General features: G+C 53.2%; 21 protein-coding genes. 17 read left to right on the top strand and 4 right to left on the bottom strand.

Annotation, left to right across the window (positions count from 1 at the left end; genetic code table 11):
• Positions 1-159: 159 nt before the first annotated feature.
• The 3 genes from HMPREF1141_RS12160 (at position 160) to HMPREF1141_RS17845 (ending at position 3,223) form a co-directional block, all read left to right on the top strand.
• Complete coding sequence (locus HMPREF1141_RS12160; protein WP_009064701.1) at positions 160-420, top strand: DUF6870 family protein; 261 nt, start codon at positions 160-162, stop codon at positions 418-420.
• Between the two features lie 77 nt (positions 421-497).
• Positions 498-2,138: a recombinase family protein gene (locus HMPREF1141_RS12155; protein WP_009064731.1), complete on the top strand. Its 1,641-nt coding sequence runs from the start codon at positions 498-500 to the stop codon at positions 2,136-2,138.
• Between the two features lie 617 nt (positions 2,139-2,755).
• Positions 2,756-3,223: an exosporium glycoprotein BclB-related protein gene (locus HMPREF1141_RS17845; protein ID WP_347475946.1), complete on the top strand. Its 468-nt coding sequence runs from the start codon at positions 2,756-2,758 to the stop codon at positions 3,221-3,223.
• A gap of 701 nt (positions 3,224-3,924) precedes the next feature.
• Here HMPREF1141_RS17845 and HMPREF1141_RS17380 read toward each other — a convergent pair.
• Entirely contained in the window at positions 3,925-4,419 is a 495-nt protein-coding gene (locus HMPREF1141_RS17380) for a hypothetical protein (protein ID WP_155863626.1), read from the bottom strand.
• Here HMPREF1141_RS17380 and HMPREF1141_RS12140 point away from each other — a divergent pair.
• The 10 genes from HMPREF1141_RS12140 to HMPREF1141_RS12090 all read left to right on the top strand — a co-directional run bounded on the left by HMPREF1141_RS12140 (position 4,393) and on the right by HMPREF1141_RS12090 (position 19,014).
• A complete protein-coding gene (locus HMPREF1141_RS12140; protein WP_242824606.1) occupies positions 4,393-5,592 on the top strand; it encodes a sodium/glutamate symporter in 1,200 nt (399 codons plus the stop codon). The two genes, HMPREF1141_RS17380 and HMPREF1141_RS12140, sit on opposite strands and share 27 nt — an antisense overlap.
• 230 nt (positions 5,593-5,822) lie before the next feature.
• Positions 5,823-6,905 carry a glycosyltransferase family 2 protein gene (locus HMPREF1141_RS12135; protein WP_009064707.1) on the top strand — a complete coding sequence of 361 codons (1,083 nt, stop codon included), beginning with the start codon at positions 5,823-5,825 and terminating at the stop codon, positions 6,903-6,905.
• Between the two features lie 374 nt (positions 6,906-7,279).
• Positions 7,280-7,726: an Rrf2 family transcriptional regulator gene (locus HMPREF1141_RS12130; RefSeq protein WP_009064777.1), complete on the top strand. Its 447-nt coding sequence runs from the start codon at positions 7,280-7,282 to the stop codon at positions 7,724-7,726.
• Between the two features lie 118 nt (positions 7,727-7,844).
• Positions 7,845-8,984: a PLP-dependent aspartate aminotransferase family protein gene (locus tag HMPREF1141_RS12125; protein ID WP_009064743.1), complete on the top strand. Its 1,140-nt coding sequence runs from the start codon at positions 7,845-7,847 to the stop codon at positions 8,982-8,984.
• 42 nt (positions 8,985-9,026) lie between these two features.
• Entirely contained in the window at positions 9,027-10,196 is a 1,170-nt protein-coding gene (locus tag HMPREF1141_RS12120) for a MalY/PatB family protein (protein ID WP_009064720.1), read from the top strand.
• Positions 10,197-12,007: 1,811 nt separating this feature from the next.
• Positions 12,008-13,417: an extracellular solute-binding protein gene (locus tag HMPREF1141_RS12110; protein WP_009064652.1), complete on the top strand. Its 1,410-nt coding sequence runs from the start codon at positions 12,008-12,010 to the stop codon at positions 13,415-13,417.
• A gap of 159 nt (positions 13,418-13,576) precedes the next feature.
• Entirely contained in the window at positions 13,577-14,503 is a 927-nt protein-coding gene (locus HMPREF1141_RS12105; RefSeq protein WP_035317066.1) for a sugar ABC transporter permease, read from the top strand.
• 207 nt (positions 14,504-14,710) lie between these two features.
• A complete protein-coding gene (locus HMPREF1141_RS12100; RefSeq protein ID WP_009064790.1) occupies positions 14,711-15,553 on the top strand; it encodes a carbohydrate ABC transporter permease in 843 nt (280 codons plus the stop codon).
• A 55-nt stretch (positions 15,554-15,608) separates the two neighbouring features.
• Entirely contained in the window at positions 15,609-17,417 is a 1,809-nt protein-coding gene (locus tag HMPREF1141_RS12095) for a sensor histidine kinase (protein WP_196795041.1), read from the top strand.
• Positions 17,410-19,014, top strand: a complete 1,605-nt coding sequence (locus HMPREF1141_RS12090) for a response regulator (RefSeq protein ID WP_009064671.1) — start codon at positions 17,410-17,412, stop codon at positions 19,012-19,014. The genes HMPREF1141_RS12095 and HMPREF1141_RS12090 overlap by 8 nt, the downstream gene beginning before the upstream one ends.
• A 120-nt stretch (positions 19,015-19,134) precedes the next feature.
• Here HMPREF1141_RS12090 and HMPREF1141_RS12085 read toward each other — a convergent pair whose 3' ends face one another.
• The 3 genes from HMPREF1141_RS12085 to HMPREF1141_RS12075 all read right to left on the bottom strand — a co-directional run bounded on the left by HMPREF1141_RS12085 (position 19,135) and on the right by HMPREF1141_RS12075 (position 20,145).
• On the bottom strand, positions 19,135-19,434 hold the full coding sequence (locus HMPREF1141_RS12085; RefSeq protein ID WP_035317065.1) for a DUF6809 family protein: 300 nt from the start codon (positions 19,432-19,434) through the stop codon (positions 19,135-19,137).
• A 142-nt stretch (positions 19,435-19,576) separates the two neighbouring features.
• Positions 19,577-19,756 (bottom strand): hypothetical protein, encoded by a 180-nt coding sequence (locus HMPREF1141_RS12080; RefSeq protein WP_009064712.1) that lies wholly within the window; start codon positions 19,754-19,756, stop codon positions 19,577-19,579.
• 209 nt (positions 19,757-19,965) lie between these two features.
• Positions 19,966-20,145, bottom strand: coding sequence for a CopG family transcriptional regulator (locus HMPREF1141_RS12075; RefSeq protein ID WP_009064739.1), 180 nt, complete (start codon positions 20,143-20,145; stop codon positions 19,966-19,968).
• A gap of 37 nt (positions 20,146-20,182) precedes the next feature.
• Here HMPREF1141_RS12075 and HMPREF1141_RS17375 point away from each other — a divergent pair, with 37 nt between their 5' ends.
• The 4 genes from HMPREF1141_RS17375 (at position 20,183) to dnaK (ending at position 24,286) form a co-directional block, all read left to right on the top strand.
• Positions 20,183-20,539 carry a hypothetical protein gene (locus tag HMPREF1141_RS17375; RefSeq protein WP_155863624.1) on the top strand — a complete coding sequence of 119 codons (357 nt, stop codon included), beginning with the start codon at positions 20,183-20,185 and terminating at the stop codon, positions 20,537-20,539.
• A gap of 113 nt (positions 20,540-20,652) precedes the next feature.
• On the top strand, positions 20,653-21,678 hold the full coding sequence (gene hrcA, locus HMPREF1141_RS12065; RefSeq protein WP_009064721.1) for a heat-inducible transcriptional repressor HrcA: 1,026 nt from the start codon (positions 20,653-20,655) through the stop codon (positions 21,676-21,678).
• A gap of 71 nt (positions 21,679-21,749) precedes the next feature.
• Positions 21,750-22,328 carry a nucleotide exchange factor GrpE gene (gene grpE, locus HMPREF1141_RS12060; RefSeq protein ID WP_009064784.1) on the top strand — a complete coding sequence of 193 codons (579 nt, stop codon included), beginning with the start codon at positions 21,750-21,752 and terminating at the stop codon, positions 22,326-22,328.
• A 101-nt stretch (positions 22,329-22,429) separates the two neighbouring features.
• Positions 22,430-24,286, top strand: coding sequence for a molecular chaperone DnaK (gene dnaK, locus HMPREF1141_RS12055; RefSeq protein ID WP_009064751.1), 1,857 nt, complete (start codon positions 22,430-22,432; stop codon positions 24,284-24,286).
• Positions 24,287-24,469 lie beyond the last annotated feature (183 nt).

The following is a 24,469-nucleotide window of genomic DNA, read 5'->3' as shown; positions in this document are numbered from 1 at the left end:
TTTTTCGGGCTGCCGCGGCGCGGCTTCTGGTGTCGGCTGCACTTGCGGAGTTTAGCCGCATCCGGCGAATGCGCTTCTTCTTTTTTGCTGTTCCCGGCAACATATCGTACAAGCGGCCCGGCATACGCTGTAACGAATATCCAAAAGGGAGTGGCGCGAATGCTAACGGTAAAACAGCTCGAGGAAATGAGCCGGTTAGAGATGGATCAAATAGACAGAAATCAGCTGGCCGACATTCAGGGGATTGAGATCGATCCCGCGATGCCGCTGGAAGCGCGAATGGAAAGCTATCTGGAGCAGGTCAAAAATCCGTATTGCTTTTTGTGCGGGAATACCGTCGTTCGCGTGCGGTTTGCCCCTGAAGGCGACACGCTGCAGAACAAGCTGGAGCACTTTTTCGTCAGCTTGAAAAAAACCTGAATGCAGAAGCCGAAAAAATGATGGCAGGGTTCGCTTTTACGATGGCCTGATAATGTGAGACAGAGGAGGGAGGGATCATGGCCCGCATCAGAGAAAACAGTGCCCCAAAAGACCGTGTTTTTTGGAACGCCGCTTTGTATATCCGGCTCTCCAGAGAGGATGGAAACGACGAAAGCTACAGCGTAAAAAACCAGCGGCAGCGATTGATGGAGTATTTGGAAAACCGCATGCTCCGCGAAGAAATGCGCCTGGCCGGCATCTATGTGGACGATGGCTGCACAGGCACGGACAGCGACCGGGAAAGCTTTCAGCGCATGCTGGAAGAGATTGATCAAGGGATCGTCAACTGTGTGATCGTCAAAGACCTGTCGCGTCTCAGCCGTAACGATTGGGAATGCAAAAGATACCTGCAGCATCTGTTTGTCGTGAAAGATGTGCGGTTTATCTCTCTGGAGCTTCCGAAATTGGATAGCTTTGAAAACCCGGATGAAGTTTATGAAATGGGTGTTTCGATCCAAAGCATGTACAACGAAAATCACTGCCGGGAAACCTCCATCAAAGTTCGGGGAACCTTCAACATGAAGCGCGGTAAGGGGGAATTTATCGGGGCCTTTGCGCCATATGGCTACAGTAAAGACTCGAATGACAGGCACCGGCTTCTGGTGGATCCTCCGGCTGCGGATATTGTCAAGGATATTTTTTACTGGTTTGTGCGGGACGGCATGAGCAAAATCGGGATTGCAAAAAGGCTGATCGGCATGGGAATCCCCTGCCCCGCTGCCTATAAGCGGCAGAACGGGATGAAATACCACAACCCTGCCATTAAAAACAAGGAGCCGTTGTGGTCTGCCCGCAGCATTACCGCGATCCTTACCAACCAAATGTACTTAGGGCATATGGTGCAGGGCAAGCAGAAGGTAAAGAGCTATAAGGTGCATACACGCATCAACATACCCGAAAATGAATGGTTTATCGTGGAGGACACGCATGAGCCGATCGTAGACAAGGAAACCTTTGATCAGGCGCAGATGCTGATGCAAAAAGACACGAGAACCGCCCCGGGTGCCGGGCGGCTGTACACCTTTTCCGGGTTTCTGCGCTGTGCCGACTGCGGCAAAGCAATGGGGCGCAGAACCTCTAAACATCTGGTGTACTACGCCTGCAAAACGAATCTCACGCAGGGGCAGTGTACCCGGCATTCCATCCGGGACGATGTCTTGGAAAGGGCCGTTTTGAAAACCATTCAAAAACAAGTCGCGCTGATCGACGATATGGCGCAGCTGATCGACGACATCAACAATGCCCCGGCTCCGCGTGACGTTTCCAATCGGCTGGCTGCTTCTCTCAGGCTGCAAAAGCAGGAGCTTGAAAAGATTTCGGGCATCAGAACAGGGCTTTATATAGATTGGAAAAGCGGCGATATTACCCGCGAAGAATACCGCCGCATGAAAAAAGAGTTTGTGGATAAGGAACAGCAGCTCAGGCGGGATATAGCCGGCCTGGAGAAAGAAAATCAGGGTATGGCGCAGGATGCCGCCGAGCCCTGCTTTGATGCTTTCCGCAGGCACAACAACCTGAGTCACCTTGATCGTGGTATTGTCGCCGGGCTGATCAAAGCGATTCATATTCATGAGGGCGGCGGCATCACAATCAAATTTAATTTTGCAGACCCATACAAGCGCATAGCGAAGCTGGTTGAAAACCGCAGAGAAGAATAAATCGTTGTAAAGAACTACAGCAGCGGAGAAGTACACGGTTTGATGGATTCTCGTTTTGATTTGTCCGGGGTTGTCATAAAATACAGGCGGCCACCGGTGCCACGGGCGCAACAGGCGCTACCGGACCTACAGGTCCTACCGGCCCTGCGGGCCCCGCGGGCGCAACAGGTGCCACGGGCGCTACCGGTCCCACCGGACCTACCGGCGCAACAGGTGCAACAGGTGCTACGGGTGCCACAGGCGCAACAGGTGCCACCGGACCTACAGGTCCCACAGGCCCTGCGGGCGCAACGGGCGCCACAGGTGCTGTTGGCCCCACCGGACCTACCGGTGCAACAGGAGCCACGGGAGCTACCGGACCTGAAGGTCCTACAGGCCCCACAGGCCCTGCGGGTGCAGCAGGCGCTGTCGGCCCCACCGGACCTACCGGCGCAACAGGTGCAGCGGGCGCGATCGGGCCTGAAGGTCCTACAGGCCCCACAGGCCCTGCGGGCGCAGTAGGCGATATCGGCCCCACCGGACCTACCGGACCGACTGGTCCCACTGGACCTACCGGACCCACCGGCCCGACAGGTGCTGGTGCGGTTATTCCCTTTGCTTCGGGTATTCCCGCAGTATTGACTACAGTTCTGGGTGGATTGGCAGGTACGACCACTGCCGTTGGGTTCGGTAACTCAGCCACGGGCTTGAGTGTGGTTGGTGGTACAATTGATACCACCGGTGTTACCAACATGGCCTTCTCCGCCCCGCGTGACGGCACAGTAACGGCCATCGCGGCTGACTTCAGCCTTTCTGTAGCGGCGACTCTGGTTGGTTCCACTGTTACGCTCACAGCGCAGTTGTACTCTGCTCCCGCAGCGAGCAACGTCTTTACGCCGGTAGCGGGCGCGCTTGTCACACTGGCTCCCCCGCTTACTGGAGTGGTTGCCATCGGTACGAACAGCAGCGGCTTGGCAACTGGTCTTGCCATACCGGTTGTAGCTGGCACCCGCCTCATGCTGGTCTTCTCGGCAGCGGTAACTGCAGGTATCGACCTTGCCACGGTGATTACTGGCTTTGCCAGTGCTGGGCTTACAATCGAATAACACGCAGACCTTTTTTCTGGAGGCTCGGATTTTTCCGGGCCTCCTTTCCTTTAGGAATCCCCCGCCAATCCGACTCTCTGCAGCCGGATGAATTTTCTTTTCCGTAACAGAGAATTTGGAAGCCGATCAGGCTGATCACACAATCTTTTTCAGCAGCCAAAGACCCCGCCGGGACGGTACCATCCGCCGCGACAGGGTCTTTTTTCTGTGCAGTTTGATTATTTCTTTGATTCCTTGTTTTAGAAGAATTTAGAGAAGCAGTTTCTACAAAATATTACACAGATGGATTTATATTGGTAGCACCTTAACGCGAAATGCAGGTTATAAAATTTGCAAAACCTGTTATTTAAAGTTTTAGTGAGCAGTTTTGTACATCCTCCTTAAAAAATCAGGCTTTTTATCAGATCTTTCTTCTGGGGTTTTGTATATTCCACAATATACTTTTTTTCATCCAGGCCTTTTTATTATCTCTGATTAAAAATGATTTTTTACGTTATTTTTTGCCGTAAAATTTCTTTGGAGAGTCGATCAGCTAGAAATTTCACAAACGGAAGAATGATGAATTTATTTTATGCAAATACCATAAACTATATTTCTGTTATCAAAATTTATTAAGGCAATAATTTTGTTTTGATTCCTTTATTATGTGAATAGAACATCATTTGTATATTTAGTCTTGATGGAAGTGATTATTTTGAAGTTCATTGGTAAAAACGCACATACTTTGGTTGACAGAAAAATAACCCGGTGTTATCATTAGCGTGAAATTGATCCAAAAGAACCTTGTAGAAGAAAATCGGGAGCAATTTTAGCAAATCCATTTCGGTTTCTTTTGGACAAGCTTGATAAAACTTTTGTATTTTTTGATACTCCCTGGTTTTCATTTCTGCACTGGCTGGCAGTGCGGGCAATCCCTTCCGCTTTTCGCGGCTTTCATTTTCAAAAACAGAGAACAAAGTCTGGAAGGATCGGCTGAGTTCTTTGTTTTCTCTCTGATGAACAGAACTGCAAATTATCCTTTCGCCGGTTGGCGGATGTGCAAGTGCCGGAAAAGGCGGGGCCGGCTTTTCCCGGCACTTGCGGCGGAATACAGATGCGGCGGCGTCTTTTCGTGCTTTTCTGTTTTTAGAGAATACAGCTATTACATAAGTATAAGGGAGAGAGATTTTGTGGAAGTATCTTTTGACGTAATGCAAAGCTGCGCGATTGCAGCCCTGGTGGTTTTGCTCGGCCGGGGACTTGTCAAGCGCGTCAAGTTTTTGCAGACCTATTGTATTCCGGGCGTTATCGTATGCGGACTGATCGTCAGCATCGTACTGTCCTTACTGAAGAACGGCGGAATTTTGACCGTAAACTTTGATGTAAAGGTGCTCAAGGAGTTCTTTATGGACATCTTCTTCACCGCCGTCGGCCTGACCGCTTCTGCCAAGCTGATCAAAAACGCGGGCGGTAAGCTGCTGATTGGTATTACCATTACGACGATTGGGTCCATTCTGGCTCAGGACGCACTGGGTGTTCTTTTGACAAAGCCGCTGGGCCTGCACCCTCTGCTCGGCCTTGGCCTCGGTTCGCTGTCTCTGATGGGCGGCGTAGGCACCGCCGGCGCGATTGCCCCTCTGTATGAGGAGCTGGGGGCTGCCAACGCGACCGTCATCAGTGTTATGGGCGCTACCTTCGGCATGATCTTCGCCAGCCTGATCGGTGGCCCTGCTTCCCGTTTCCTGATCAAGCGCTACAAGCTCAGCGCGAACAAGAACGAAGTGGACGTCAGCAAGCAGAGCGATACCGAAGTAACTCCGCTGGACACCAAGAGCCTGATGGGCAGCGTCTGCCTGGTTGTCATTTCCGCCGGCCTTGGCTCTTACATTGCAATTGCGCTGGGGAATGTCCCTTCCATCGAGTTCCCCTATTTCGTCGGCTGCATGCTGGGCGGCGTGATCATCCGCAATATTCTCGACCACACCAGCTATGAGGTAAACGAGGCAGAGGTAGACGTTATCAACTCCATTACCCTCGATCTGTTTATCGCGATGACCATGATGACCATCGATGTAACAAAGCTCGCTGATGTGGCCGGTGCGTTCGTTGTGGTTCTGGCCAGCCAGATCATCCTGATGTTCCTGTGGGTATGGCTCGTTACCTATATGGTGTGCGGCAGAGACTACAACGCTGCCGTTATGGCCGCCGCCCATGTTGGTATCGGCCTGGGTTCCGGTCCGAACGCCATGGCGAACATGCGCGCCGTTATTTCTGAATACGGCCCCGCGAATGTGGCCTGGGTTGTGTTTACCCCCTTTGCGCTGATCGTGCTCGACATTGTCAACCCGATCTTCTGCACGATTGTGGCCCCGTTTGTGGCAGGTCTGTAAACTGCTTACAGGCACTTTCCTTGTTTGGTATGGAATTCGTTCCTGAATCCTGCCAGGCACAATAGAAATTTGGTGAACAAGAGACAGGCCCTGAGCGGGTCTGCCTCTTGTTTTTTCTTTTGTTCCGGAAGGTGCGGCCCGCAGGAATAATGGACAAACGAGATCTCATACGATGATACCAGACCGCGCGTTCAACACCACAGCAAAGGGGGAGTTGCCTAACGTCTTACTTGGTCTGCGTATATGCCATTTGTAAAAATGAGGAACAGTTTGTAGACCGGTGGATGGATTCTATGCGGGAGGCGGATCAAATTATTGTAACCGACACCGGATCCACCGACGGCACCGTACAGCGTCTGCGTGATAAAGGGGCCGTGGTGTATGAGGAGGTTGTCCGGCCCTGGCGGTTCGATCGCGCGCGCAATCTCTCGCTGTTTCACGTTCCCGAAAACGCAGATATCTGCGTTTGCACCGATCTTGATGAGGTGCTTTCTCCCGGATGGCGTGCCGCTTTGGAAAAAGTCTGGCGGCCGGATACGACCCGCGCCAAATACCTGTATAACTGGAGCCACCATGCAGACGGCTCCCCGGATCTTCAGCTGTATTACACGAAGATCCATTCCCGGCAAGGGTTCTTCTGGAATTACCCGGTTCATGAGTATTTGGTCTATACCGGCCCCATGCCGGAGCACATCGTTTTTGTGGAAAACATGGTACTCGATCACTATCCCGATCCTATTAAATCCCGGGGCTCTTATCTGCCTCTGCTGGAAACCGCCGTAGAGGAAAATCCCACGGACACCCGCATGCTGTATTATCTTGGCCGCGAATATATGTACAAGAAACAGTGGCAAAGCTGCATTGACACAATGAAGAGGTATCTCGCCCTCTCCCGATGGGAAGAAGAACGCAGTGCGGCAATGCGCTGGAGCGCCTACTCCTGGAACATGCTGGGGAAACCGCGGGAGGCCGCGCGATGGTATCTGCGCGCGATCGCTGAAGCACCCCAAATGCGCGACCCTTACGTGGAATTTGCACAGCTGGCCTATCAGCAGAAAAACTGGCCCCTGGTGTACTGTTTAACCCGGCAGGCGCTTTCCATTCTGGAGAAATCAAAGAATTTTGCCAATATGGGCTATGCCTGGGATCACACTCCGGAGGATTTGTGCTCGATCGCCTGCTGGAATCTGAAGCTTATGGATGAAGCCCTGGAGCATGCGCGCCGTGCGGTGGAGCTGAACCCCGACAACGAGCGCCTGAAGAAAAATCTGCAATTAATCTTAACCGCCATGGAGAAAGCTCCCCCGGATTGATCGCCCGAGTATCTTTCCGACCAATTTCCCCAATGTTCCTCCAAAGTCTTTCCGCCGGAGTATCTCTGTGCGGAAAGACTTTTCTTTTTCATATCGTCGGGAATTGTACGACTGCAACATGATTTTCAATAATAACGAGGAACAATAGGATGGAGGGTTTATTTTACTTTCTGTGTTGGTCTTGCAAAATCAGTCCATAATGATAGTAAAGGATGCGTTTCCTTTGCTGCGCCCGCCTTTTTGCCTTGCACGATTTTCCGCTGCCTGCATGTTTTTCGGCAAGTATTTTTCTTTTGATTGCAGGTATTGACATTTTGATTGTTTTTTAATATCATTAAATCATATAATATAAGTATGAAATGAGGTTTTACTTCATGAGGATTTCTGCCAAGGGCCGTTATGCTCTTGCCGCAATGGTCAGCATGTCTGAATCCTATGCGAGCGGAGAATATATTACCGTTATCAGCATTTCGGAAAAGCTGGGAATCTCTAAAATTTATCTGGAGCAGGTTTTTTCTCTTTTGAAAAGGGGCGGGCTCGTCAACTCCATCAAAGGAGCGCAGGGCGGGTACCAGCTGTCGCGAATGCCGCGGCAGATCACAGTGTATCAGGTACTGTCCGCTGTGGAGCTTTCGCTGTTTGAACCGGCGGAGGACACCGTGGTGGAGAAAGCCCCGGACATTGAAAAAGCCATGCGCCTGAGCGCGTTTGAAAAGCTGGACAAGGCCGTCGCCGACGCCCTTTCCGCTGTCACGCTGGCGGACCTGGCCACAGAGGCCGAGCGCCACCGTGAGGAAAACACCTTTATGTTCTATATTTAAGGTTCGATCACACCCCGGCCGCTTTGGCCGGGTCATCAAAAGCCGGGATGGCTTCCCGGCTGACACACCGCGGCTCTGCCCCAGGGCAGGGCCTGTTCTTACAAGCAGGAGCATTTTTATGGAATTCAATACGATTTGTGTACACGGTTCTTCTCATTCCTATGATAAAACCGGTTCGGTTTCCGTGCCGATTTTTCAAACCGCTACCTTTGCTCACCCCGGCGTGGGGCAGAGTACCGGGTATGATTATTCACGGGTGCAGAACCCGACCCGAGAATACCTGGAGGAGACCATGGCCCGGCTCGAGCAGGGCAAAGAGGCGCTGGCGTTCTCTTCCGGCATGGCGGCGATTTCCGCGGTCATGGAGCTGTTTTCCCCCGGTGACCACATTATTTGTTCCGATGATCTGTACGGCGGCTCGCACCGCCTGTTTCACCATATCAATGCGAAGAACGGTCTTTCGTTCACGTCGGTGAATACCTCGTATCTTGAGCAGATCGAGGCCGCCATCCGGCCGGAAACAAAGGCCCTCTTTGTGGAGACCCCCACCAATCCCATGATGCAGGTGACCGACCTGAAGAAAACGGCGGAGCTTGCGCACGTTCATGGGCTTTGGCTCATTGTGGACAACACCTTTTTAACGCCGTACCTGCAGCGCCCCCTGACGTTGGGAGCGGATATTGTGGTGCACAGCGGCACCAAATACCTTGGCGGGCACAACGACGTTCTGGCCGGCTTTGCGATCGCAAACGACCCGCAAATCTGCGAGCGGCTGCGCTTTGTTTATAAAAACACCGGTGCGTGCCTTTCCCCGTTCGACAGCTGGCTTTTGATCCGCGGGATCAAAACGCTGCCCCTGCGCATGGATCGTCAGGAGCAGAATGCCGGAAAAATCGCCGTATGGCTCACCAAGCAGAGCAAGGTGCGTCAGGTGTTTTATACCGGTCTGACCGATCATCCGCATTACGCGCTGTCCAAACAGCAGGCCAGCGGTTTCGGCTCGATGATCTCGTTTGAGGTGGACAGCCGCGAAACCGCCGAGCGCATCCTGAACCGGGTGAGTCTGATTCACTTTGCGGAAAGCCTTGGCGGCGTGGAAACGCTGATCACCTACCCGATGCTGCAAACGCACGCGGAAATCCCCGCAGAGGAGCGCGAGGCCAAAGGCATCACGGACAAGCTCCTGCGCCTTTCCGTGGGGATCGAGGACGCCGCCGACCTGATCGCCGACCTGGACTATGCCCTTGGGCAGGACTGACGCCCGCTTTATTATGCTGATTCACCGGACAGGAGGAACCCAATGTCTTTTGATACCATATATGACCGCAAGAACACCAATTCGCTGAAATACGATTGTGCCGCCCGCTGTGGAAAGCCCGAGGGGCTGCTGCCGCTTTGGGTGGCCGATATGGATTTTCCGGCGCCGGAGTGCGTGAACGAGGCGCTGGAAGAGCGCTGCCGGCACGGAATCTACGGATACTCGGAGCCGGACGAGCGCTATTTTCAGGCGCTGCAGAACTGGTTTTCCACACGTCACGGCTGGAATGTGGAAAACGGATGGCTCATTAAAACACCGGGCGTTGTGTTCGCGCTGTGCGCGGCCATCCGCTCGCTGACCCAGCCCGGCGACGCCGTGCTGATCCAGACCCCGGTTTACTATCCTTTTACAGAGTCCATCCTCGCCAACGACCGGCGGCTGGTTCGCAATTCGCTGGTCTATCAGGATGGCGGCTATTCCATCGACTTTGAGGATTTTGAGAGAAAGATCGAGAGCGAGAAGATCAAGCTGTTTCTGCTGTGCAATCCCCACAACCCGGTGGGACGTGTATGGACGGAGCAGGAACTGGTGCGGATGGGCGAAATCTGCCTGCAGCACGGCGTGACCGTGGTTTCCGATGAAATCCACGCGGATTTCGCGTATCCCGGGCACCGGCATCTGGTGTTTGCGTCCCTGCGGCCGCAATTTGAGCAGATCACGATCACCTGCACCGCGCCGACCAAAACGTTTAATTTGGCGGGCTTGCAGATCTCGAATATTCTGATCCCAAATCAAAGCCTTCGCCGTGCTTTTCGCGCGGAGCTGGATCGCGCCGGATACAGCCAGGCCAACGTGATGGGCCTGATTGCCTGCCGGGCCGCGTATGAAGGCGGCGCTCAGTGGCTGGACGACCTGAAAGAGTACCTTGTCGGCAATCTGGATTTTGTGCGCGAATACCTGCGCGAGCATATTCCGTCGATTTGTCTGGTAGAGCCGCAGGGAACATACCTGATCTGGCTGGACTGTGCGGCCTTAGGGCTGGATGACGACGCCCTGAACCGCCTGGTCATTGAAAAGGCAGGCTTGTGGCTCGACTCCGGCTCCATGTTCGGGGAAGAGGGCAAGGGCTTCCAGCGCATCAATATCGCCTGCCCGCGCGCGGTGCTTCGGCAGGCGCTGGAGCAGCTCGCGCATGCGGTAGCTGAACTGTAAATTTTATTTATTACTTAGAGATGGCCTGCGTTCTTTGGAGCGCAGGCCCTTTTTATTGTGGCTGTTGTTGCAGAGGGTGATCCACCGCATGTTTGGAGCAGGGCTTGTCCTTATGCCGGCAGGGCTTTCTGATTCATTCGCCGGAAGGCTTTTGTTCGCGAGAGAATGGGGTGTTTTTTCTGCGGGTTTTCTCGCGATGTGAGTACAGGCTCAGCCTGTCTGCTGGTGCCCTCGCGTGGGGTTTCTGCTGGCGCAGAGCTTACCCCTCGTGCCGGGGCGGGCATTTACTTTCTTTGCAAAGATTCGCCAAAGGGGAGAGTTTCGATTCTCTCCCCCTTGGAACCCCCTCTCAACGACCAAAGGCGCTGCCTTTGGAAACCGGGAGAGGCTCCCGCTCTGGTGCTTTTTCACGTACAGGCACGGCCTGTGCGTGAAGCGAGTGCATAAGGAAAGCTTTCACGTCTGCAACTGGTACGGAAAGTGCTCTTAATCCAACAAAAAATGCGGCGAAGCCAGCATCCTAAAAACTGCGAGCCAACGAGAGCGCTCTGAAAATGCCCGCCGACAGACGGGATTACAAAACTGATTTTCTAATGTAGTTCGGAGAGTGGACATTTTCATTGGAGCGCCTTTTCAGTAGTTTTCGTCGGTGCATTCAGGAACTGTTCCCCAAACGGATTCCAAAGGTGCCCTTTGGAAGGCCTTTGCTTACTTTCGCCCTTTCACGAAAGGGAGTGCCCGCCCCGGCATGAGGGGCAGGCTCTGCGCCAGCAGTATTTCCTCGTGAGGCAACTCACAGAAAAATCGCTTTTTCACACCAAGATAAAAAAGAAGTATTATCCCTGCGGTGAAGCCAAACTGAAAGACTTTTCTTTTTAGTAAAGAATGTCCCCCCGGCACAAGGGGCAAGCCTGTGCCAGCAGAATTCACATGTGGAACCCGTAAAGACAAAAATAATGATTATGATAGAAGGCCGTTTTCGCGTGAGAACAGCCAGCGCACACGCGACGAATGGAGCGCGAAGCGAAAGCCTTTCCTCAAACTGTCCCGCGACGTACATGCAGGTTTAACCTGCCCTGCAAAAAAATAAGCGCTGTTCCTCAAAAGAAACAGCGCTTATGGCCGGGGGCCGGGTATCTGCACACAAACGGTGCGCGCAGAAATGGTTCTCTTACAGACAAGGGCGGCAGGGCCGGAATTGGCGATGAACAGAAAACATCGCCTCAGCATGAAATTCGGGGGAGAATGTTCATCAAAAAATTCTCCGGCCCGTGCCGGGGGCTTGCCTGTAAGGCAACAAAAAAGCGCGTGTTACGGAACCCCCTGAATAAGGGGCGCTTCCATAAACACAGCGCCTAAATCACCAAGTGCAATACACAACTCCCGCGTTGGTGGGATTCTCATTCTTGCTACAGCCCCCTATACAAAAGGGGAAAAATGAGTTATACTGTGTCTGCATAGTGCGGCTTTGCCGTTGCTTATGGAGGACTGGTCTCCGTAGGCAGGGGACGGGGTGTTCGCTGCACTCCGTTCCTGCTTTGCACTTTAATCATGCCTTACATGGGTATCCTACCATTATTTGGAATTTTTTGCAAGATAAAATACAGATATGAGAAAAATTGTCACATCGTGTTTTTGATGTGCTCCACACCGGGTGTTTCAAACCCGGTGTTATTTTTTTGCCCATTTTGCAGCAGCACCATCATAAATTGAACATAATATCTTTGTATTTTAAATTGTAAATTGTATAAAACAAACTATAATAAAAACGAGGCTATTTTTAGATTCTAATTTTTTGGGAGGGATTCATAGTGAAAAAGGTATTATCGGTACTGTTGGCCGGTGCCTTGGCCATGAGCACCCTTGCGGGCTGCGGAAGTACCCAGAGCAGTACGCCAAGCTCCGGCGGATCGGCGCAGAGCACAGGAGGAGACAACGCCGAAAAGACCACACTCGTTCTCTGGACGAGAGACCGCGCAGATGCCAGCTTTATTCAGCCGTGGATCGACAAGTACAACGAAACCAACAAAGACGGCATTTTCATCGATTACCAAATGTACACCGACAACTTTGAGCAGGCTCTGGATATGGCCTACTCCACCAACAGCGGCCCCGACCTGGTGGGCGTTTCCGGCATGACGGACATTTTCACCAAGTATGTCAATCAGGGACAGTATGTTGAGATCGACCAGTATCTTACCGACGAACAGCGCGCACGGTATAAGAGCCTTGTTTCCAATGGAATTGACGCCATTGACGGCAAGCTGTATTACATACCTGTATTCGGCAGCACCGGCCGCCTGTTCTACAACGAGGGCATTTTTGAAAAATGCGGAATCAAAGAGCCCCCGAAAACCATGGCGGAGCTGACCCAGACCGCAAAGATCATTACCGACAAGCTCAAGGGAGAGGGCGTTTACGGCTTTGCGATGAACCTGAAGAGCCCCTCGTCCGCACTGCAGCGCTCCATCGATTTTATCGTGCAGCGTTCCGGCGGGAGCAAGCAGGGCTATGATTTTGGCAAGGGAGCCTACGACTTCTCGATGTATGAAGAAGCGGTGAAAGAATTCCGCACCATCTTCACAACCGGCATCGCGTTCCCCGGCTGTGAATCTTTGGACATCGATCCGCTGCGCACCCAGTTTGCGGCAGGCAAGATCGGCATGTATATCTCCTGGTCGCACGCGGACCCCGGTGTGTATGCCAGCCAGTTCCCAACCAATGAAAAGTGGAATGTGGCGCAGCTGCCCACCATCGACGGAAAAGTGTACTCCCAGTCGATTCAGCCTTATAAGGGCTACATGATCACCAAGACCTGCAAGGCCCCCGAAAAAGCATGGAAAGCCTGCAACGACCTGTTCTATTCTGATGATTTCGTCAAGGCGTACCATGAAGCCGGCCTCGGCAGCGTCATGGTAGACGACCTGAAGAGCCAGGTAAAAGCCCCCGAAATTCTGAAGGGCAAAGAAAACGGACTGCTTGGCGCGACCGATAAGTTCTGGCCTGCCACCCCGCAGGAGCTGAACAGCCAGGCCGTTATTGTAGAGGGCAACGATCAGTATACCGATCTTGCCGGGATGATTCTTGGCACAGGCGATATCAAGGCCGGCCTCGCGGCTTTGACCGACCGCTACAACGCCGCCCTGAAAAAGGGAATTCAGGAAGGCAAGGGCAAAGAGCTGAAAATTGCAAACTGGGATCCCACCAATCCCAACGGCTGATCAATTCTATAAGCTCCTTCTGTTACGGCGCAGGCCGCTTTGTATGGTGTGACTTGCAACGGCCTGCGTTTTCCCCGGATTTATGCGGAGCGTCTGGTGGCGCTCCGCATAAAAAATCTAAAATCTCTGCGTGATACTTTGAAAGGAGGGCCGGAATCGATGAAAAAGATCAGGGCAAAAAGGGACTTAAAAGAGAGCCTGCAAATTTACGGGATGCTGGCGCCGAATCTGTTTCTCTTCCTGTTGCTGTCCGTATACCCCATTATCTGGACCTTCCGGTTCATGTTTTATTCTTACGGGGGCCTTGGTACCGGAGCGCCGGTTTTTATCGGGTTTGAAAACTTCAAACGGCTGTTTACCAACGATCCCGTTTTCTGGAGGTCCGTCACCAACACCTTCATCTATGCGGCGGGTAAAATCGGGCTGGTGATTCCGCTCGCTTTTTTCTCGGCGCTGATGCTGAATCAGAAAACACTCAAGGGCGCGGGCTTTTTACGCGCGACCTTATTCTTGCCCACCATTATGAGCTCCGCCGTGATGGCGCTGGTCTTTTACCTGATGTTCAACGTTTATAATGGCGAGGTCAATAAATACATCATGAAGCTCGGCCTGTCAGAGCTTCCCATCAACTGGCTGGGGCAGGATTACGCCATGCTGACGGTGATCATCATCGGCATCTGGGGCGGGCTTGGCAACTATATGATCTACTTTCTGGCCGGTCTGCAGGGGATTTCGGAAGAAACCTACGAAAGCGCCAATCTGGACGGCGTGAACTGGTGGCAGCGCATCTGGTACATCACTTTGCCGATGCTCGGCCCCATCCTGAAAATGATCCTGATGCTCTCGATCGTGATCGCGTTCCAGGATATGAGCACCGTGATGGTTCTGACGGAGGGCGGCCCCGTCAACGCGACCATGATCATGTTCCTGTACGCGTACCAGTTCTTCTTCCCCATCGCTCCCGGCTCCATGATCGTTACCCAGTTTGGCTACGGCGCCGCGGTCAGCGTTGTCGCCGCGGGGATCGTCGGCATTGTGACGGTCATTTATCTGGTGCTCGCCAGAAAGCTGGATGATCTGTATTAGGGCTGTTTGTAAACTCAACGCAATTGTCTATTTTGGTAAAAACAGGCTGCGGCTGCGTTGAAAATCCTCGGAATACAACGAGTACGTGTGCCCCTTGGGTATTCCTGCGGTTTTCGCCTTGCCTCGCTCTGTTTTTGCTCAAAATATCCGGCATTTTTGAATTTACAAATCAGCCTAGGGGCAATCCCGGAAAGCAGGTGGAAACAGATGCAAAAAATCGGAATTTTACTGGGAAGGCTTATTTCCTGGGCCATTATACTTGTACTAATTGTCTTTACGGTGTATCCTGTACTATATGCACTGCTCGGCTCGTTGAAAACGAACGCCGAGCTGAACCTGGGCAGCTCCGTTCTGCCCGCAGTACCCCAGTGGGAAAACTACTATACCGCTTTTGTCAAATCCAATTTTCTGCAGTATGGCAAAAACAGCCTGATCGTCAGCCTGGCCACCATGGCGCTGGCCGTGATTACGACCTCGCTTTCCGGTTACATATTGGCCCGGTTCGATTTTGTAGGCAAGCGCCTGATGATGGTCTCTTACGGCGCCATGATGTTCGTTTCCATCGGTTCGGTCGCGCTGTTCCCGATCATGCAGCTGCTTGACAAGGTCGGTATGAGCAAATCGATGCTGTCGCTGGTGCTGGTGCTGACCGGCGGGCAGATCGCCAATGTCTTTTTGGTGATGGGCTTTGTCAAGGGTGTGCCGAAAGAGCTCGACGAGGCCGCGCGCATTGACGGCTGCAGCATTTTCAGAACCTGGTGGCAGATCATTGTGCCGCTGGTGCGGCCGATTCTGGGCGTGGTGGCGCTCTTTACCTTCCGCAACACGTGGAACGATTACATCACGACACTGGTTCTGACCATGTCGAACAAGCGCCTTACCACCCTCACGGTGGCGGTTGTTCAGCTCAAATACAGCGTGTTTGCCGCCGCGGAATGGCATATCATGCTGGCGGGTGCGTCGCTCGCGATTATTCCTGTGCTGACCCTCTATTTCTTCACGAATAAACAATTCATTGCGGGGCTGACGGCCGGAGCCGTAAAGGGCTGAGCTCTGCGATCAATGAAATGCCGGGGAGATTCTTATGATCAATCATTTCAGGAGCATGTCTTTAAGGAATCGAATCATTCTTTTAAGCGTCGCTCTTTCAGTGGCTGTATCGGGAATCTTCTCGGTTTCTTATTACCGCAATATTTCGCGGGACTTGGAACAGAGCCTTTCCGACCATGCGATGTCCCTGTCGTTCCAGATCAGCAAATATATGGATGAGCGCCTGCGTTCGATCATCAGCAGGGTGTATACGCTGGTCAGCGGCCCGTCGTATACCACCACCCTGCGGGAGTTCCTGCTGGGGAACAACGAATATCAGTATGCGCTCACCATGACCCGCATCAACGGCTTTATTTCAGAGATCAAGATGAGCGACCCCTTTATCAGCTCGGTGTATGTATACACCCCAAAGGGAACCTTTTACGATCTTGCATCTTACCCCAAGACCGGGTTTGATTTTCTAAAATCCGACCTGTACCGCGAGTATCAGGAGAACGGGGGCCCCGTTCTTTACAAAAGCGCGAAGATGAAGGACGAGATTTTCAAGGGCGATAAATATGTCATCCCGCTTGTGGTGCGAGTGAATCTTTCGGGCTATTTCGGCGAGGTTTACCTGATCATCAACATCGACAGCAACGAAATGGACAAATATCTCTCCAAAAGCATCATCGGCGGCGAGGATGTTGTTGTTGTGGATACGAATAAAAGGCTGATTGCCTCGAACGGGGCCATCGATACACAGGCGTACCGTGACAAAATCACGATACGCCCGAAGCTTTCTCATTGGGACGAGAATAACCGCGACTACATCGTTTCGGCCGACTGCCTGGATTCCAGCAACTGGGTGGTGGTCGTGTTTTCCGATAAATCCCAGAATAAGGCGGCGCTGAACAGCAGCCGGTATCTGGTCGCGTTCCTGATCGTTCTTTCGGCAGTGATCGCGGGAGCCTTCTCGCTGTTCTTTTCCATTCGGATCATCCGCCCGCTCGAACAGCTCCAGCAGTCGATGCTGGCGGTGACAAAGGGCGATTTTACCATGCGGTACGAGTACGGCTACAACAACGAGGTAGGCCGGCTGGCCCGCTGCTTTAACGACATGGTGGAGAAGCTGGGGAACTTTGTCCGCGAGCTGAACCTGACCATCGAACAATTGAAGGTGGAGAAAGAGAACGTCAAGCGAGAGCAGACACTAAAGCGCAAGGCGGAGCTGAACGCCCTGCAGGCGCAGATCGACCCGCATTTTCTGCACAACACGCTCAATTCCATCATCTGGCTGGCGGAGGAGGGCAAATCCGAAGAAATCAGCACGCTTTCGGCGGAGCTGGCCCGGTTCTATGAATACCGCATCCGCGGCACCAAATCCGTGATCTGCATCAACGACGAGATCGAGCAGGTCAAGAGCTACCTGGCGATTCAGAGGATTCGCTACGGGAATTCCATCAGCTACCATTTTGAGCTGGACGAAAGCCTGATGGATCGCCTGATCCTCAAGCTGGTGCTGCAGCCGCTGGTGGAAAACGCCATCTTCCACGGGGTGCAGAGCAGCGACCGGCCGCAGAAGGATATTTCCATCCGCGTCTGGGAGGATGAGCAGACCAACATCGTGCTGGAGGTGCGCGACAACGGCGCGGGAATTGAGCCGGAGCAGCTGAAAAAGATCAACGAGCAGCTTTCTGTGTGCAGCTTTGTTCCGAAGGACGGGTATGGCATTTATAACGTGAACGAGCGCATCAAGCTCTATTTTGGCGACGAATACGGGCTTGTGTATGAGAGCGAGGCCGGAAAGTGGACGCGGGCGATTCTGCGGATTCCGCAGTGGGAGCTTTTGGAGCCGCCGAACAACGAGGAGAATTTTGATGGATAACAAATACAGTCTGCTGATTGCCGACGATGACGAGATCACCCGGGAGGGAATCCGCAAATACCTGCTGCGGCAGTTCCCGTGCATCGAGTCTGTCTGGACAGCCAGGGACGGCCTGGAGGCTTATGAGCTGTTCGAGCAGAAGCATCCCGAGATCGTTTTTACCGATATTGCCATGCCCCGCTGCGATGGGCTGGAGCTGATTCAGACGCTGCACCAGAACGGGTATTCGCCGAAGGTGGTCATCATCAGCGCGCACGAGAACTTTTCCTACGCGCAGAACGCCGTGCGTCTGGGCGTGGGGGATTATCTGATCAAGCCGATTCTGCCGGCGCAGATCAAACAGATCACCCAGAAGCTGCTGGATGAAATCATTCAGCACGACACGTTTTTGAATAACATCAACGAGATGATGAACAAGTACCAGAAGAATCTTCCCATTCTGCGGGAGCGGTTTTTTCATTCCATTCTGCACGAGGAGCTGAGCGGGGAGCGGATTCTGGAAAAGGCCCGGCTGGTCGATCTGGACCTGACGGGCAAAAGCTATACCGTGGCGGTTTTGAAGGTAAGAGCCCACGCGCAGGAATACCAGAGTGAGGCGGAGCAGTTCGCCAACTTCTTTCCGGCTGTGATCGACACTGTCTTTCCGCCCGAAATACGCGTGTATCACAGAATGCTCGGCAGCTCGGACGAGGTTTTGATCCTCGTTTCCGACGACCCCGACACCAACCGGCTGTTCCGCGCGGCCAACGCCTCCCTGAACAAATTTTTGGCCAGCGCGAAAAAATATACCGGCCTGCTGGTGAGCGGCGCGCTCGGGCGCCAGTACAACAGCGCCGAGGGAATTCGCTCTTCCTACCGGGAGGCGGTCAACACGCTTTTGTCCGACGTGGGGCAGCCCGCGGATTCCATCCGCAATTATGAGGATATTTCTCCCAATCTGGACCAGGAGTTCCGGATGGACAGCGAGCTGGAAAGGAACCTGCTGCAAAGCGTGAAATATCAGTCTTACAGCCATTGTCTTGAGCTGATCGACCGCATGGCGGAGCAGGCGGCCAGCTTTGACAATGTGAAATTCGAGTATATCAAAACGTATTTTCTAAAGTTGACGGTACTGATTTTGCGGGAGCTTCAGGTCACCTATGCGGAAAAAGCGGATTTGCCCGTCCATTTCGACGGCCTGTTCGCCACGGAGGATCTGGAAAGCTGCCTGAGCTGGTTCAAGCTGTTCATCTGCAACGTTGTTTCGCGCTACCAGAAGCTCAACCAGGAGAAGGGGCATTCTCTCGTCAACCGAGCCAAGCACATCATCAGCGACCATATTGCCGACAGCAGCTTCAACATTGACGACGTTGCCTCGGTGCTGTATATCAGCTCCAATTATCTGCGCCAGATTTTCCGGCAGCAGTCCGGGGAATCCTTTGTGGAGTATCTGACGCGTATCCGCATGGAAAAAGCCCTGAAGCTTTTGCAGGACCCCGCCGCCAAGCTGAAAATTCAGGAGATTGCGGAGCAGACGGGCTTCAACAACCAGCGCTATTTTTCAGTCTGCTTTAAAAAATACTATGGCAAAACGCCCACGGAAGTTCGCGGGAATTAACCCTGCGTTTTCTGTTCCGATTTGTTTGAGAAATGTGTGTGAAAGGGGAAAGGTCGCCGGTGATACCGGCGGCCTTTTTATGTTATTTGTGGCCCGAGGGATTTTTGTATCTGTTTTATCCTAGTTGTCCGTTTTGCCGAAAATCAAATCGTCCATGCCGACAAAAGCTTCCGCCGTCATGGTAAGGCCGAGCCGGTAGCCGTAAATCAGGTTGCCGACCGCCGTGAGCCTGTTCAGCTCCCCTTGGGCGCCCACGTAGTTTTCAAATACGTTTTTGTCCTCCTCGTTCAGCCTTGCAAGAAGGCGCTCCTCATTTAGGGACAGTACCCGCAGGACCTCCTCGTATTCGGAATCGTGCCGGAAAGCGCATACCTCCGGCGATAGGTTGCCGTAAGCGAATTCTTCTAAAATGCTTGTCATTAAAATCATCCTTTCTTCATTTCCAACGATGCCTTGAAAGGATCGACAGCGCATGCTATAATATTTACGCCGCATGTGCTTTCGGGCATCTGTTGGTTTGGGGGAAGTGGCGTTTGTTTTCGTAGGGAAGCGCCGCTTCCTTTCATTTTTTATCGAGGTCGTCATGTACCTTATGAATGCCCCTGCGAATTACTTCTGCTCTGGAAATTTGCAGCTTCTCGCTGCTTTCCTTTAGTTTTTCAAACGTTTCATCGTCGGCTAAAAACTTAACAGATACATTCTTAGGGTTATCGGTTGGACGCCCCATTTTTTTCTTCCCCAAGGAATCACCTCACTTTTCGGGGTCACTAATACCTTAACTTACCCACCTCGAAAAGTCAAGATGAATTTGTGCTCCCTTTTTGTGGTTCCCAACGATGCCTTGAAAGGGCTGACAGCGCATGTTATACTATTTACGCCGCATGTGCTTTCGGGCATCTGTTGGTTTGGAGGAAGTGGCGGATTACTTTGTTGAGTTGTCGCCGCTTCCTTTCATTTTTTCAGGCTGTCATGCACCAGATCGATTCCTTTGCGGACAACTTCTGAAAGGGTGAGATCGAGCTTTTGTGTACATTCTGCCAGCTTCTCTTTTGTTTCTTTATCCACCCTTACAAAGATTCTGTCTTTCTTGGAATCGTCCGACGGCGGACGGCCAAGTTTTTTTTGCGCCATTTTCTCACCTCTTTATAGTGCGCACAATAATTATAACTTGTGTGCGCACAATAAGTCAATAGACTCAGGTGAGTTTACATTTAAATTTTTTATTATTTTATGGCTTTGCGGTGAAATAGGTTTTTTCTGCGGTTTCCCGCACAGGAAATTCTGCGATGCAGGCTTGTCCCTCGGGCCGGGGCAGGCCCTGCGCCAGCAGAATTTTCCGCGCCGTGAGAAATCTGCAAAAAATTTTATTTTAAAAAAATTTCGCCTGCGCGATGAGAAAAGCTATTTTCCCGCAGGCTATCCCGCGACTTATGTGCAGGTTTCACCTGCCGGGCTCAGCCTGCAACGAAAATTTGCCAATTTGGCGGAAATCCGGGAATGTTGCGGCTTTTCCGGTACACATTAATAATTAATTTACATTTGAAATCTTGACAATACCGGCCCGGAATGATAAATTATTAAATAGGAGTTAGCACTCAAAAGCATAGAGTGCTAAAATCTGAAAATGAGGTGGGAGGAATGGAGCTGAGCGATAGAAAACTGAAGGTGCTGGCGGCAATTGTAGATGCTTATGTAAAAACCGGCGAGCCGGTCGGGTCGAAAGCGCTGGCCGCCGATTTGGGCGTTTCCTCCGCCACGGTAAGAAATGAAATGGCCGATCTCGCAGAGATCGGGCTTTTAGAGCAGCCGCATACCTCCGCCGGGCGGATTCCTTCCCAGAAGGGCTACCGCGTATATATCGACTGTGTGATGAGTCTCAAACCCGTCACACAGGAAGAGCAGCGGTATTTGGAGGGAATGCTGTTTTCGAGCGCATACGACCAGCAGAAGCTGCTGGAGGGCGTATCGCATATGCTGGCGGGGCTGACCCGCTTTGCGGCGGTTTCCACCGCTCCGTCGGGCAAAAAAGCGGACATTCGCGCGCTGCAGTTTGTGCAGACGAGCCGCAGAACCGCCATGCTGATTCTGCTGACCTCGGCGGGCACGATGAAGCACCAGATTTTTCGCTGCGAATTCGATTTATCCCCCGAGATTCTGCGGGTATTTTTCCGCGTGCTCAACGAACGCCTGGCCGGCGTGCCCGTGGCCGCCGTCACCCCGGCGTATATTCAGACCCTGGCCGCTTCTCTCGGCGATCTGACGGTGATGATGTCCTCGGCGCTGATGGCGCTGCTGGAGGCCGCGCAGGAATCCGTTGAACCGGAGGTTCGCCTCAACGGGCAGATGAACCTGCTGTTCCACCCCGAGTTTGAACGCGGCAACGCCCGCAGAGTGATGGATTTTCTGGAGCGTCCGCAGGATTTGGCGGAGCTTCTTCTGCAGCCGCAGAAAGAGGTTCGCGTGATGATCGGAGATGAAACCCGGCATCCCGAGCTGCGGGAATCGAGCATTATTGTGGCGCAGTATGCAATTGACGGCCAGCGCGCCGGTGCAATCGGCATCATCGGCCCCACCCGCATGGATTACGCGGGGCTGATCGGCAAGCTGGATTACCTGTCTCACACAGTGGGGCGACTTCTGACGGAGCTTCGTCAGGAGGAATAATCAATCAATTCAAAATTGAACTAATAGAATGACGGGCTGCCGCGGGACGGCAGCGGAAAGGGGCAATCTCCTTGAGCAAACAGGATGCCGCGAAAAAGGCGGAGCAGCAGGCCGAACAGGCCGCAGAGACAGAGAAAGAAAAGGATTGTAACGCGGCGGAGCAGCCGCAGGCGGAAACGCCGGGAGACGCACAGCTGAAAAAGCTGCAGGAGCAGCTTGAGCAGTCCGCAGCCGATCTTGCAAAGCAGAAGGACCTGCTTTTGCGCACCGCGGCGGAATACGATAACTACCGCAAGCGCACCGAGCGCGAGAAAACAATGGTTTATACAGACGCCGCGGCGGATACCATTGAAAAGGTTCTGCCGGTCTGCGACAATCTGGAGCGCGCGCTGGCTCAGCAGGGCGGCACCGTGGAGGATTTTCGCAAGGGCGTTGAAATGGTTCTCACCCAGCTGAACGGCACGCTCGAGAAAATGGGCGTTACGGCGATCGGTCAGCAGGGCGAACCGTTTGATCCCGAGGTACACAATGCCGTCTCTCATATTGAGGATGAAAATCTGGGCGAGAATGTCGTTGCCGAGGTGCTGCAAAAGGGTTACCGCATTGGCGATCGCATTATCCGCCACGCGATGGTTCAAGTGGCCAACTGACGGTCTGATCAGAAGAATCCGCCGCGATTTAACGGCGGTTGCCGAATCGGTTCGGCTTGATTTTATAAAAATAATAACCTAACTTTTTGGAGGTAATAAGTATGGCAAAAACAATTGGTATCGACTTAGGAACAACCAACTCCTGCGTAGCTGTTATCGAAGGCGGCGAGCCTGTCGTTATTCCAAACGCGGAAGGCGCGCGCACCACTCCGTCTGTTGTGGCGTTTTCCAAAACCGGCGAGCGCATGGTGGGTCAGGTGGCAAAGCGCCAGGCCATCACCAACCCCGAGCGCACCATTTCTTCCATTAAAAGAGAAATGGGCTCCTCTTACAAGGTGAATATCGACGGCAAGAGCTACACCCCGCAGGAAATCTCTGCGATGATCCTGCAAAAGCTGAAGGCGGACGCAGAAGCGTACCTGGGCGAACCGGTTACCTCCGCGGTCATCACTGTTCCCGCTTACTTTACCGACGCACAGCGTCAGGCGACAAAGGACGCCGGCAAGATTGCCGGTCTGGATGTCAAGAGAATCATCAACGAACCGACGGCCGCGGCTCTTTCCTATGGAATTGACAAGGGCAACGACCAGAAGGTCATGGTATACGATCTGGGCGGTGGTACGTTCGATGTGTCCATCATCGAGATGGGCGACGGTGTACAGGAGGTTCTCGCCACTGCCGGCAACAATCGCCTTGGCGGCGACGATTTCGACAAGCGCGTCATGGACTGGATGGTCGACAGCTTCAAGAGGGAAGCCGGCATTGATCTGAGCGGCGACAAAATGGCGATGCAGCGCCTGAAGGAAGCTGCTGAAAAGGCGAAGATCGAGCTTTCCGGCATGACCTCCGCTTCCATCAACCTGCCGTTCATCACGGCGGACGCAACCGGCCCGAAGCACCTGGATTTGACCCTTTCCCGCGCGAAGTTCAACGAGCTGACCGCTGATCTGGTAGAAAAGACCATGGGCCCCGTGCGCCAGGCGCTGCAGGATTCCGGCCTGCAGATTTCCGACATCAGCAAGGTGCTGATGGTCGGCGGTTCTTCCAGAATCCCCGCGGTACAGGATGCGGTCAAGAGCCTGACCGGCAAAGACCCGTTCAAGGGCATCAACCCCGATGAGTGCGTTGCGATCGGCGCCGCGCTGCAGGCCGGCGTTCTGGGCGGCGAGGTTCAGGGCCTGCTGCTGCTGGACGTTACTCCCCTTTCTTTGGGCGTTGAGACCATGGGCGGCATCATGACCAAAATCATTGAGCGCAACACCACGATTCCGACCAAGAAGAGCCAGGTGTTCTCCACCGCTGCGGACGGCCAGACCCAGGTAGAGGTCAACGTGCTGCAGGGCGAGCGTGAATTTGCCCGCGACAACAAGCAGCTGGGCCTGTTTAAGCTCGACGGCATCGCTCCCGCCCCCCGCGGAATCCCCCAGATCGAGGTTACCTTTGATCTGGATGCCAACGGCATCGTGAACGTATCCGCAAAGGATCTTGGCACCGGCAAGGAGCAGCACATCACGATTACCTCCAGCACCAACATGAGCAAGGACGACATCGACAAGGCCGTGAAGGAAGCGGAGCAGTTTGCCGCCGAGGACAAGAAGCGCCGCGAAGAAGTCGACACCAAAAACGAGGCGGAAAACCTGTGCTATTCTGTTGAGAAGCTGATCTCTGACAGTGGCGACAAGATTGAAGAAGCCGATAAGACTGAGCTGAACCAGAAGGTTTCTGAGCTCAAGGGGATGCTGACGTCCGCTTCCGTCGAGGAACTCAAGCTTAAGACCGAAGACTTGCAGAAGAGCCTGTACGCGGTTTCTGAGAAGCTGTATAAGGCCAACGCCCCGCAGGGCGGCGCGGCAGCAGCTCCCGATATGGGCGGCCAGCCCCAGGAGGGCCCGGCGGCGGGCGACAGCCAGACGGTGTACGATGCGGACTTTAAAGATGTGGACGACAGCCAGAAATAATTTCGGTATTTTCAACCCGGGGTGTTTTGTGGTATGATATTTGATATGTGATGAAAACGATACAGCGGCGCATAGAGCCTGCGGTATCATAGAGCAACACAGCTGATTACGAAGGGTGGCCTCGGCCGCCCTTCGTCGGGTATGCCGCGCAGACGCGGCCGCCCGGCATAGAAATCCAGGGCG

The organism is Clostridium sp. MSTE9, assembly GCF_000277625.1.
Classification (GTDB): Bacteria; Bacillota; Clostridia; order Oscillospirales; family Acutalibacteraceae; genus Faecalispora; species Faecalispora jeddahensis.
Note: the sequence above shows the minus strand (reverse complement) of the source record. Positions and strands in the feature narration are given on the sequence as shown.

What these genes read in the sequence shown, in the direction of transcription:
- HMPREF1141_RS12160 (WP_009064701.1), top strand. Translation starts at nt 160, where the DNA reads ATGCTAACGGTAAAACAGCTCGAGGAAATGAGCCGGTTAGAGATGGAT.
- HMPREF1141_RS12155 (WP_009064731.1), top strand. Translation starts at nt 498, where the DNA reads ATGGCCCGCATCAGAGAAAACAGTGCCCCAAAAGACCGTGTTTTTTGG.
- HMPREF1141_RS12130 (WP_009064777.1), top strand. Translation starts at nt 7,280, where the DNA reads ATGAGGATTTCTGCCAAGGGCCGTTATGCTCTTGCCGCAATGGTCAGC.
- HMPREF1141_RS12125 (WP_009064743.1), top strand. Translation starts at nt 7,845, where the DNA reads ATGGAATTCAATACGATTTGTGTACACGGTTCTTCTCATTCCTATGAT.
- HMPREF1141_RS12120 (WP_009064720.1), top strand. Translation starts at nt 9,027, where the DNA reads ATGTCTTTTGATACCATATATGACCGCAAGAACACCAATTCGCTGAAA.
- HMPREF1141_RS12105 (WP_035317066.1), top strand. Translation starts at nt 13,577, where the DNA reads ATGAAAAAGATCAGGGCAAAAAGGGACTTAAAAGAGAGCCTGCAAATT.
- HMPREF1141_RS12100 (WP_009064790.1), top strand. Translation starts at nt 14,711, where the DNA reads ATGCAAAAAATCGGAATTTTACTGGGAAGGCTTATTTCCTGGGCCATT.
- HMPREF1141_RS12095 (WP_196795041.1), top strand. Translation starts at nt 15,609, where the DNA reads ATGTCTTTAAGGAATCGAATCATTCTTTTAAGCGTCGCTCTTTCAGTG.
- HMPREF1141_RS12090 (WP_009064671.1), top strand. Translation starts at nt 17,410, where the DNA reads ATGGATAACAAATACAGTCTGCTGATTGCCGACGATGACGAGATCACC.
- HMPREF1141_RS12085 (WP_035317065.1), bottom strand. Translation starts at nt 19,434, where the DNA reads ATGACAAGCATTTTAGAAGAATTCGCTTACGGCAACCTATCGCCGGAG.
- HMPREF1141_RS12075 (WP_009064739.1), bottom strand. Translation starts at nt 20,145, where the DNA reads ATGGCGCAAAAAAAACTTGGCCGTCCGCCGTCGGACGATTCCAAGAAA.
- hrcA (WP_009064721.1), top strand. Translation starts at nt 20,653, where the DNA reads ATGGAGCTGAGCGATAGAAAACTGAAGGTGCTGGCGGCAATTGTAGAT.
- dnaK (WP_009064751.1), top strand. Translation starts at nt 22,430, where the DNA reads ATGGCAAAAACAATTGGTATCGACTTAGGAACAACCAACTCCTGCGTA.